Source organism: Nitrospinota bacterium (genome assembly GCA_009873635.1).
Classification (GTDB): Bacteria; Nitrospinota; Nitrospinia; order Nitrospinales; family VA-1; genus LS-NOB.
This window is the reverse complement of the sequence record WAHY01000006.1, coordinates 5,893-16,790: the sequence shown is the minus strand read 5'-3', so window position 1 is coordinate 16,790 and position 10,898 is coordinate 5,893. Positions and strand designations below refer to the sequence as shown.

Annotated in this window: 11 protein-coding genes; 6 read left to right on the top strand and 5 right to left on the bottom strand. The window is 48.5% G+C overall.

What is annotated here, in order from left to right; all coding sequences use genetic code 11:
* Positions 1-264 precede the first annotated feature (264 nt).
* The 5 genes from F3741_05255 (at position 265) to F3741_05235 (ending at position 3,516) form a co-directional block, all read left to right on the top strand.
* Positions 265-1,086: a SprT family zinc-dependent metalloprotease gene (locus F3741_05255; protein ID MZG30208.1), complete on the top strand. Its 822-nt coding sequence runs from the start codon at positions 265-267 to the stop codon at positions 1,084-1,086.
* Positions 1,087-1,100: 14 nt separating this feature from the next.
* A complete protein-coding gene (locus F3741_05250; GenBank protein MZG30207.1) occupies positions 1,101-1,439 on the top strand; it encodes a P-II family nitrogen regulator in 339 nt (112 codons plus the stop codon).
* A gap of 86 nt (positions 1,440-1,525) precedes the next feature.
* Positions 1,526-2,233 (top strand): YggS family pyridoxal phosphate-dependent enzyme, encoded by a 708-nt coding sequence (locus F3741_05245; GenBank protein MZG30206.1) that lies wholly within the window; start codon positions 1,526-1,528, stop codon positions 2,231-2,233.
* Between the two features lie 59 nt (positions 2,234-2,292).
* On the top strand, positions 2,293-3,144 hold the full coding sequence (proC, locus tag F3741_05240; protein ID MZG30205.1) for a pyrroline-5-carboxylate reductase: 852 nt from the start codon (positions 2,293-2,295) through the stop codon (positions 3,142-3,144).
* An 84-nt stretch (positions 3,145-3,228) separates the two neighbouring features.
* The gene (locus F3741_05235; protein MZG30204.1) at positions 3,229-3,516 is read left to right on the top strand and encodes a GIY-YIG nuclease family protein; all 288 of its coding nucleotides are present in this window, start codon (positions 3,229-3,231) and stop codon (positions 3,514-3,516) included.
* 215 nt (positions 3,517-3,731) lie between these two features.
* Here F3741_05235 and F3741_05230 read toward each other — a convergent pair whose 3' ends face one another.
* From F3741_05230 to F3741_05210, 5 genes are all read right to left on the bottom strand, one after another.
* Positions 3,732-3,965, bottom strand: coding sequence for a hypothetical protein (locus tag F3741_05230; protein ID MZG30203.1), 234 nt, complete (start codon positions 3,963-3,965; stop codon positions 3,732-3,734).
* The gene (larE, locus tag F3741_05225) at positions 3,958-4,785 is read right to left on the bottom strand and encodes an ATP-dependent sacrificial sulfur transferase LarE (protein MZG30202.1); all 828 of its coding nucleotides are present in this window, start codon (positions 4,783-4,785) and stop codon (positions 3,958-3,960) included. Before larE ends, F3741_05230 begins: the two co-directional genes overlap by 8 nt.
* Positions 4,786-5,160: 375 nt before the next feature.
* Positions 5,161-6,936, bottom strand: coding sequence for an aspartate--tRNA ligase (gene aspS / locus F3741_05220; protein ID MZG30201.1), 1,776 nt, complete (start codon positions 6,934-6,936; stop codon positions 5,161-5,163).
* Positions 6,937-7,066: 130 nt separating this feature from the next.
* On the bottom strand, positions 7,067-8,386 hold the full coding sequence (locus tag F3741_05215) for a 4Fe-4S dicluster domain-containing protein (GenBank protein MZG30200.1): 1,320 nt from the start codon (positions 8,384-8,386) through the stop codon (positions 7,067-7,069).
* A gap of 136 nt (positions 8,387-8,522) precedes the next feature.
* Positions 8,523-9,017: a hypothetical protein gene (locus tag F3741_05210; protein ID MZG30199.1), complete on the bottom strand. Its 495-nt coding sequence runs from the start codon at positions 9,015-9,017 to the stop codon at positions 8,523-8,525.
* A 185-nt stretch (positions 9,018-9,202) separates the two neighbouring features.
* On the opposite strand from F3741_05210, the gene F3741_05205 reads away from it, so the two are divergent.
* Positions 9,203-10,898 (top strand): radical SAM protein (locus F3741_05205; protein ID MZG30198.1); only part of this gene is annotated, 1,696 nt, incomplete at its 3' end.

The following is a 10,898-nucleotide window of genomic DNA, read 5'->3' as shown; positions in this document are numbered from 1 at the left end:
GAGTTGAAAGGAACAAATCCACTTCCGACTTGATATCCAGTGTTTCCCGTACTGTGCCTGAATCCTGAACCGCAGAGCACGACACAGAAATCAGGGCAATTATAATAAATTTTAAAATATTCATAGTTTACACAGTATCGAACTTTAAATATTTTGTAAAGGTTTAAGGGGAGACCTAAATGGCTAATTTTATTGGAATTTTATGCTCTCATGCGGTAATATTTATTTCTGTTTAACCTCGTTTTAATATTCTTAACACTTCTTATGGCCTGCCTGATGAATCCTGAAAAAATACCCGTTCAAAATCTGGTTAAAACTCTCAACCTGGGAACTCTATCTCTTGGGAAATGCCGTTTGGATACTGGGGACCCTGTTTTGCTGACCCGGATGTTTACCTTGAAAAAAAATGGCATGGATTATGTGGGACAAGTAAGAGTTCGTTCTGAAAGTCCGACTGTCCGGTTAGAAATTTTCAATCAAAACTACTTTGAAGAGTTTGACCAGACCGAGGAGTCCGTGCTGGATAACCTTTCTGGAAAAATACTAGGACGGTTATTGAAGGATAAGGAATTGCCGGAAACGGTGAAGTCCTTAATTCTTGAATATCTTGAGACCCGGGAAACATTGGCGGAGGAAGAAACGGTTCAGGATAACGTTGATGAAAGGGACCTGGATGGGATTTTTGAGCGCCTGAACAGGGAATATTTCAATAGCCGTATTCAAGCAAAGATAAAATGGGGGCGGGATGTGAAATCACGTAACAAAAGCGGTTTCCGATATGGGTCCTATGACGAAGGGAAAAAACTTATCCGCATTCATCCAAGATTGAAGCAGGATTTTGTCCCTCTAAGTGTTTTGGAACTCACTGTTTACCATGAAATGTGTCACCAGTTTGCCCCGTCTTACAAGAAGAATGGAGCCTGGCAAAGCCATCATCCTGAGTTCAGGAAGAAAGAGCGTGAATACAAAAACTTTAAAGATGCCCGCAATTGGGAAAAGCACAACTGGCACCGTTTGCTCCTTCCCTCTGAAGAAAATGCTGACAACAACATGGTTCAAGTTGCAACAACTGTTGATCAGGCCTAAAATGGTCGCAAGCCATGAAAATGATAAAATGCTACATTCAATATGAAAAGCTGGAAGCCCTGAGGGAGAAGCTTTTCGAATTAGGAGTTCCCGGACTTTCAGTTGTCGATGCCAAAGGTATTGGCAAGCCCATGAGCCATTTGAAATCCGACCCTGAATTGAAAGTTCCACAGTTTCACCCCTGCGTGGAGATATCTGTGGTTTTGGAAAATGAAGCAGTCGATGAAGTGGTGGACATGATAGCTAAAACGGTACACACCGGCAACTTGAGCGATGGAAAGATCTTTGTCCTTCCGATTGAAGAAGCCATCCGGGTTCGTACTGGCGAGCGGGGCACGCAAGCCCTCTATTGACTGTGATCCCGCTAAGCGTGCTTGCATTTAATTGACCTCTCAACCAAAAGTTTTCCCGGCTCTATAAGCCGTTTCCATAGAGAAAAATGACAATGATCGCTGAAAACCTCGCTGAGGTTCAGGGAAGGATATCCCGGTCTATCAAAAAGTCTGGAAGAGAACCTGGTAGTGTGCGGCTTATTTCGGTTTCCAAGCAAGTTGATGTTGAACGGATAGAAGAAGCACGTGAAGCGGGTGCTGTGATATTCGGCGAAAACAAAATTCAGGAAGTGATTCCCAAGATAGAACAGATGGGATCGGACGGAATCGCATGGCATTTTATCGGCCACTTGCAAAAGAACAAGGTCAAGTTCATTGACGGACATTTCGACTTGATACATTCGGTAGACAGTTTCGAACTGGCGGAGAAAATAGCCAGGAACAGTCAGTCGGAAAACCGGGAACAAAAAATTTTGTTGCAGGTCAATGTTTCGGGCGAAACAGCAAAGTTTGGCATGGAACCGGACGAACTGGAAAAACGTTTGCAGGACTTTACCCGGTTAAAAGGGGTTCAGGTTGAAGGGTTGATGACGATTCCGCCCTTTGATTCCGACCCGGAAAAGTCGCGCATACACTTTTCAAGATTGCGGGAAATTCGTGACCGGTGTGAAAAACAGAATGGACTATCCCTGCACGAGCTTTCGATGGGAATGAGCCATGACTTTGAGATTGCCATTGAAGAGGGGGCAACGCTGGTCCGTGTCGGGACCGCGATTTTTGGTCCCCGTCAGGCCCTGCCTGGGGAGAAAAAATAGGAGTTGTTAAGCGAGCAGGAAATTAGTTTTGAGATAAAAATTTACGAGGAGAAAACCTTGTGCTGAAAAATAAGAAATTAGGATTCATAGGTGGCGGCAACATGGCGGAGGCTTTGATAAACGGTTTGGTTTCGGCTTCTTTCATAGACGCTAAAAATGTATTTGTGTCAGAACCTTCTAAACCAAAACGTGATGCCCTGCACACGAAATTTAAAGTGAAGGTTACGGGCGACAACCATGAACTGGCGAAGAAATGCGACATCCTCATTCTCGCGGTCAAACCGCAGATCTTGAAAGAGGTCCTGCGTGATATACGCGCATTGGTGGACAGTGACAAGCTGGTGATATCCGTTGCGGCGGGTGTTCCCCTATCCATTATGGATGACGCCTTGCGTAGCGATACCAAAAGGAAGTTCAGTGTGGTGCGCACCATGCCCAACACTCCGTCACTGGTTCAGGAAGGGGTGACAGCCATCGCTTCCGGCAAACACGTCAGCAAAGTGGATGTGAAAATAGCCCATCGTATTTTTGAAGCAGTGGGGCGCACCGTTGATGTTGAGGAAAGTCATCTGGATGCCGTGACAGGTTTAAGTGGCAGTGGACCCGCTTACATCTTCATGTTGCTCGAAGCGCTCTCTGACGCGGGAGTCAAAATGGGACTTTCGCGCGAAGTGGCCAATATCCTCACGGTTCAGACTGTACTGGGGTCCGCGAAACTGGCCCGTGAAAGCGGCATGCACCCTGGAGAACTCAAAGACATGGTCACTTCACCGGCAGGAACCACTATTGCCGGACTGCACGCCCTGGAAGAAGGCGGCCTGCGCACAACCATGATGAACGCTGTCGAAGACGCTACCCTCCGCTCCCGCGAACTGGGTCACATTGCACTCAATGAGGATGACGACGACTAGGTGAGAGTCCTCTCGTCATTGCAAACATAGAGAAGCAATCGATGGGCGGAGTTTGACTTTGTCCTTAGCTTATCCTTAACAGAAATGAAAGGGCCCGCAGTTTATATTTTGACCAATAAACCAAATGGGACTCTGTATGCAGGAGTGACCAGCGACCTTATCAAACTTGTTTTTGAACATAAGAATGGAAAAGTGCCGGGTTTTCCCAAGAATTATGGTTGTAAGCGTCTAGTTTATTTTGAAATGCATGAAAGCATGGAGAATGCGATAGTCCGTGAAAAACAAATTAAGTCCGGCTCCAGAAAAAAGAAAATCACCTTGATTGAAAATATGAACCCAAGGTGGAACGATCTTTATGGCAACATCCTCTGAACGTCATTGCGAGGAACCGAGGGTGACGAAGCAATCCATAGCACCTGGATTGCCGCGCTCCTTACAGTCGCTCGCAGTGACGTTAGCTGATTAAGCCATTGTTCGCTGGCCCCACGCCTCCTCTAACGAGGATAGCAATTAGCATTGGCTCTTTAAGCCGAGTTAACCGTTGCCAACATAACACAGCCATTGCTAGTTGGCCCCACGCCTAGTGGTTATTTGCATTTGAATTTTTTGTATTCACCCCAGATAACGATGCCGAACCCGAGGAAGAGTATCCAGGTGGGATGAAGGACATGTTCCGGTTTATTGAAGAAGAGGATCAGCATCAGCGCCACTCCCCCCATGGTGACAGCCAAGCCGAGGAATACAGCGTTCAACCCTTTTTCAAAGCCGTCCGGATCTTTAAGCGTTTTTCTGATTTCAGGACGCAGTTCATATTTAAACATGGTGTTTGTTCTCCAACAAAGCTTCGTTCATACTTCCCATCCTATATCCTTCCGGATCCAACACCACACTGCTGAACCCCAATCCTGTTAATTTTTCCTGAACGGTTTTTTGAATGGATTTATCTCTCAGGTAGCGGGGGATTTCATTCCTGTCCAGTTCGATTCGGGCTTCAGTTCCGAGATGCCGGACACGAACCTGTCTGAATCCAAAAGAAAGCAGAAGGTCTTCCGCCTGTTCGACCTGAGAAAGTTTTTGTTCTGTTACAGGCTGGCCATAGGGAATCCGGGAAGACAGGCAGGCCATTGCCGGTTTGTTCCATATGGAAAGACCCATCTTCTGAGATAAATCACGGACGTCCTGCTTGTTAAACTCTGCTTCTGTAAGTGGACTGCGTATACTGTGTTCGCGGGCGGAGTCAATTCCTGGTCGGTAATCACCAAGGTCGTCAGTATTGATACCATTTAATACATGTGACAGCTTCTGCTGCGCAGCTACCTTATTAAGGCTTGTGTACAGTTCTGTTTTACAGTGGTAACAACGGTTTGCCGGATTGGCCCGGTATTCGGCATTGGACATTTCGTCGGTTTTGATGACAAGGTGCCTTGCGCCAATTTCCCTCGCCAACTGTCGGGTTGCCTGCAATTCACGTTCTGGAACACTGAGGGATTGGGCGGTGACTCCCAATGCTTTTTCACCGAGCACTTCATGTGCAAGGGCTAAAACGAGGGTGCTGTCCACTCCTCCAGAAAATGCGACCAACACACTATCCATTTCCCGGATCAGGGATTTTATTTTTTCTGTTTTTTGTTCCAGTGTCATGGGTCGATACGAAAAATGATTTTGGCTAAGAGTAACACAAAGGAGGGCGCAACAAAAACCGGGAACAGGGGGCGTCCTGTTCCCGGAACCTCGAGGAGGAGGTGTTCAGTGAGATGGTGAAGAGCGCTACTCTCTTCCCATCTCTTACTATTAGTGTAACGGAACAATCTGCAAGAATGCCTGTTTTTTAGTGTTCGTTTTCTCCTGATATTGATAATTCAGTTTGAGTAAAAATTGCCACAGTGTTGGGTGCTGAAAACTTAATAAAAACAAAGGGCTTTAGAAGTTGCATCCGGGAATGCTTCACTCGCTGTTACGCAAATTTTGCAGGGATTGAATCAACTGCATATGGGCATGGTTTTTGCCAGGATTTTATCAGGATAAATCAGCTTTGAGTTTAAGTTCCCGCAATTGCTTTGGGTCCACTGCCGAAGGTGCCTGGGTCATCAGGCAGGTGGCTTTCTGGGTTTTGGGGAAAGCGATTACATCGCGGATGGATGTCGCTCCTGTAAGCAACATGGTGATCCGGTCCAATCCTAAAGCGATGCCGCAATGTGGTGGTGCTCCGTACTGCAACGCATCGAGCAGGAACCCGAATTTCGCTTCGGCTTCTTCCTTGCCAATGCCAAGGAGTTTGAACATTTTCTCCTGGACTTCCTTTTGGTGGATACGAATACTGCCGCCTCCAATCTCATTCCCATTCAACACCAGGTCATAAGCCCGTGCCTTGATGGAGCCCGGGTCGCTTTCAAAATTTCCCAGGTCTTCCTCACGGGGCGCGGTAAATGGGTGGTGCATCGCGGCGTATCTTTTTTCCGTTTCATCGTATTCCACTAAAGGAAACTCGGTGACCCATAGAAAGGAATTTTTCGATTCATCAATCAGGTTCAACTGTTTGCCCAAAGCCAGCCGGAGATGGGCGAGGGCGTCAGCCACAATTTTAGGAGTGTCAGCAATGAAAACCACTGTGTCGCCGGGTTCACTGCCTAACGCCTTCAACATGTTATCAAGCATTTCCTGCTCAAAGAATTTGATGATGGGGGATTGCAGTTCGTTTTCCTGCACCTTGATCCACGCCATTCCTTTAGCGCCATAGGTTTTGGCGATTTCGGTTAAATCGTCCAATGCTTTTCGAGATAGAGCTTCCGCGCTGTTCTTGACGTTGAGAGCCCGTACCTGACCCCCCGATTCCAGCACTTGCGCAAACACTTTAAACGAGGTGCCTTTTACAATTTCACCAAGGTCAACGATTTCCATGCCGAATCGCATGTCCGGTTTATCAGTTCCAAACCGGTCTATAGCTTCCTGATATTTCAAAACAGGGAAGGGGGTCTCAATTTCCTGATCGAGAACTTCCTTATAAATTCCGGCCATCATCTGTTCGATCATTTGAAACATGAGTTTCTCATTGCCGAAAGACATTTCGATGTCGACCTGGGTGAATTCAGGTTGCCGGTCGAAACGTAAATCTTCATCGCGGAAACATTTAACAATCTGGAAATACCGGTCCATTCCAGAGACCATGAGAATCTGCTTGAACAACTGCGGTGACTGGGGCAATGCATAAAACTTTTGCGGGTTGAGCCGGCTCGGTACGAGGTAATCCCTCGCCCCTTCGGGTGTGCTCTTGGTCAGCACCGGGGTTTCCACTTCCATGAAACCGTTCTTGTGCAGTTCGTTCCTGGCTACACGGGTGATGTCATAACGCATTTTCAAATTGCGCTGCAGCTCCGGACCTCGCAGGTCAAGAAACCTGTATTTCAGACGCAGGGCTTCAGAAGTATCCTGCGGCTCCCAGGGGGAAATAGGGGGTGTTTCTGATGGATTGAGAATGCTCAACTGATCGACATAAACTTCAATCGTCCCCGTTTTCAGTTTAGGATTCACCATATCATCAGGACGTGCGCGGACCTTCCCGATAACGCCAATCACATAATTGCCGCGAATGGACTGGGCGTGCTCGTGCGCGAGTTGGTCGATCTGCGGATTCAGCACAACCTGGGTCATGCCAAACTTATCCCACAAGTCGACGAAGATGAGTCCCCCATGATCACGACGGGTGTGCACCCATCCGCACAGGGTCACGGTTTCACCGATATGTTTTTCCGACAGCGTGCCGCAGTCGTGCGTTCTTTGTAGTTCGTTGCTCATTTAATTATGGTTTTGAATCCGTTGGATTGGAATAAGCATGAAAGCCAGCCCCTAAAGGGACCAAAGCCCTATAAGGTACTGAAAACAGGGCAGACTTGCAAGCGTTAATCTAAGAGTAGGGGAGAGAGGCTTAAGACTCCTGTTCTTCAGGGGGGGGCTCTTCTTCCTGGCTGACAAGGGCTTCCTGCTCTTTTTCCGCCTTTCGCTCGGCTTCGAGCCGCGCCAGCTCCTGCTCTTTGCGTTTCTTATTAAGCTGATACTCGACCACCATCTGCGGCTTGACCTTGATCGCCAGCGGAATATTAACCGTACTGCACGAGCGCATGCAGACTCCGCAACCGGTGCAGATATTTTTATCGATGACCGGTTTGTCATTCACCTGATGTATGGCTCCGGGAACCGGACAGTCGATCACGCATTGCTGGCAGAAGGTGTCGCCATAGGCCTGGCACTTTTTCTTGTCCAGAATGGCGTAGCCCATATTCACATCAGTAAGTTCCTGGACCGGGAGCAGGGCTTTATCCGGGCAGGCGGAGATGCAGGGCAATTCGGTGCACATCACACAGGGATTGCGCATCGGGTCGATATAAGGCGTGTTGTAAACGAGGAATCCCATTTTCTTAGGCGCGCGCTGGATAGCGTCTTTCGGGCAGGCATGAATACACTCATCACAACGGGAACAGGCCTGCAAAAACTGCTTCTCTGAAATCGCACCCGGCGGCCTCAGCAGGGGGACCCGTTTGGTGACCTTGTCGACCGCCTTATTAACACTGTCGATTTTGTTCTGGACGTTTTCTACGACCGGCTTGGCAAAATAATGGACTCCCTGGCGCAACAGGTTGCGGCGGTCATATTCCTTATCATCCTCGTCATCTTCCTCAAGCTCGAAAATGTTGTTACCTGCTTCCGCGGGTTTTACAGTCGAGTTTTCGGTTGATGATTCCACCGGCGTTGTCTCCGGTTCTTCATCAGGAACAAGCACTTCACCGCGAAGCAGCCGTTTCTCTTCAGGACTTTCCTTAAACCTTGAAACCAGCTTTTTGAAGAACCCTTCTTTAGGCTGCTCAGGCTCGTCAGGTTCCGTTTCGGTTTCTTCTTCACCTTCTGCTGCTGTGACTTCTTCAGTTTCTTGGGCAGGTTCAGGTTCTTCGTTTTCAGGAGAGGGAGTTTCTTTTTTTACGGGTTTTTTTGCCGCGGCTTCATCTTCCACCGCGGCGCCGAAATCGATAAAGTTGCCGAACGAAAAAATATCCCGCCGAGATATCTCTTTGGGTTCTTCTTCAACCTTGGGGGTGATGGTTTCCTTGTCCAGGCTTAAGGGACTGGGTTCATCGACAGCACTGCTGTGATTTCCACGCTGGTCTTCACTGATGTGGTCTTCAACACCCTTGCTGGAAGTTTTCTTCTTACCTTTGAAGGTTTCTTTTGCGAGACTGTGTCTGAATTTCATAATTGTTGCATGCTCTTCTTTGCATTGTCGACGGGTTCATTCTTTATCGAAACGAGAGGAGACTTGTTTTTCAGCCGAGATGAACTGTTTCCTGCCAGGGAAAACTATTGCCAGTTTCCACCGGGGGCTTCCCCGGTCAGAGCCAGCCGTTTTCCTGGGCGATATTGTTATAGTCGTGCCAGTTTTGCGCGTCGGCGTTTTCCAGCATATATTCGTCCATCGCCAGCACTAAAGGGTGGCCCTTGTTGACAAAAGACTGTACCGTCGGGAACCGCAAAACAAACGTGGTGACCGCGGCCTTGCCCAATGTCATGATGTTCGGGTCTTTCAACACCGTTTGCAGAACTTCATCAGCGTTTTCCTGGGTGATGGACTCGAATAACTGCGCGGTCTTTTCTTCCAGTTCCGGGTGCTCATCACAAACCATGGCGGCACGCATTTGCAGTTCCAGGATTTTTTGATAATCCGCTTCGTCGTATTCCCCTTCCATTCGGCCTTCTTCCCAGGCAGATCCTTCCAGGTTGCGCTCGCCCGGGCTGTCTTTACGTTCAGAAGTTTCTGAAAATGCCAGATTTGCTTCATCCAGCAGGATTTTGGCTTTAACTTCCGCGCTGGTTTCTGTGTTGGACATGACTTGTTTCGTGCTCCATTTAACTATGAGTGTTAACACCGGGCGCGGCTGGCTTCGGGTGCTTTCGGAGACCAGCTCATTTTTTGCCCGATTTTGATTAAGTGTATAGATTAGGATATGTTAGCATTAACCACGTAGATTCCAAAAATTTAAAAACGGCAGGTATTGCTGATACAGGATCTTCTATGAAAAAAGTCATGTTGATATTTCCGCCGGAATGGGTGCCCACTGCTCCCTACCTGGCTTTACCGAGTCTTGCGGCGGTTCTGCGCAAAAACGGCATTGAGACGGTCCTCAAAGATATCAACGTGGAGATGTTCGACCACTTTTTCACGCCCGGATTCCTGCTGTTCGTCAAAAACAAAATACAGGCAAGGCTGAAAGCCCTGACACAAAAAGAGTATGGAGAAGCCCTGAGTCAGGAAGACGCGGAGCTGAAACAAATGCTCAGCGACTACCAGCACATCGACCTCGAACACCATATCAATAAAGTGGGACGCGCCAAGCGGATCATGCGCGGACCCGAGTTTTATGAAGTGGAAAAAGCCGAATGGGCCCTCAACGCCTTCAGGGAAGTGATGGAATATATCTCGGTCTGCTACTTCCCCGCCAGCATCAATTTCTATCCGGTCGAGAGCAACCTCAACGTATATCGTCCCTGGGTGTCCGAAGACCTTTTGAAAGTGCCCTACGACAAAGATGTCAATGTCTATGCCGACATCTGCCGCCAACTGGTTCTGCGTTCCATCAAAAAAGAACAACCGGAGGTGGTCGGCATCTCCATCGGTACGCCGGTGCAGCTCATGTCGGGCATCACTTTCGCCACTTTGATCAAAGAATCGTTTCCCGATATCCACGTGACGGTGGGCGGCAACATCATCACCCGGTTGAAAGACGAGTTCTCGAAAAAACCGCATTTCTTCGGCAAGGCGTTCGACTCGATGATCACCTACGAAGGCGAACACGCCATGGTCTGGCTGGTCGAGGCCCTGGCGGGTAAACGCAAAATGTCTGAAGTGTCCAACCTCATCTATAAAGATGAAGAAGGCAACATGCACGTCAACGACACGTATCAGGAGAAGGTCAGCGAACTGCCGCCGCCGGACTTCGAAGGCATGCCGTGGGATAAATATTTCTCGCCGGAAAAACTCGTTCCCTATCTCGGCACACGAGGCTGTTACTGGGGCAAATGCACCTTCTGTGATCACGGTGCCGGTTATATCGACCAGTTCCGCGCCAAGCACGCCGACCAGATTGTCGATGAACTCGAATACCTGAAAAACAAACTAGACGCCAAACACTTCATGTTCACCGATGAGTCGTTCCCGCCGGCGCTGTTCATCAAACTGCCGCCGATGATGGTCGAACGTGAACTCGACATCTATTGGACCACGCTCATCCGTTTCGAATCACAACTATTGGAACCGGAATTGTGGGACATGGCGCACAAGTCCGGGTGCAGGTCCTTGTATTACGGACTGGAATCCGCCAACGACCGCATCATCAAACTGGTGAAAAAAGATACCGATATCGAAGCCGCAAAGGTCAACCTCGAACAGGCCAAGCGAGTGGGCATCTGGAGCCACGTCATGTGTTTTTACGGCTTCCCTTCAGAAACCGAAGAAGAGGCCGAAGACACCCGGCAGTTCCTCCTGCAGAACCGGGACAAGATTCCATCCGTCGAGATGTATTTCTTCGTGCTCTATAAAAACGCGCCGGTGATGTATCAGAAAGATGAATACAAAATCCAAGTAAAAGAAATTCCTGAACACGACCTGGCTCTGGATTTTTATTACACGCCTGAATCGGGGCAGACCACCGAGCAGGCGATGCATAGGTATGAAGATTTCTACCGCAACGATTTTGACCCCTGGGCACTGC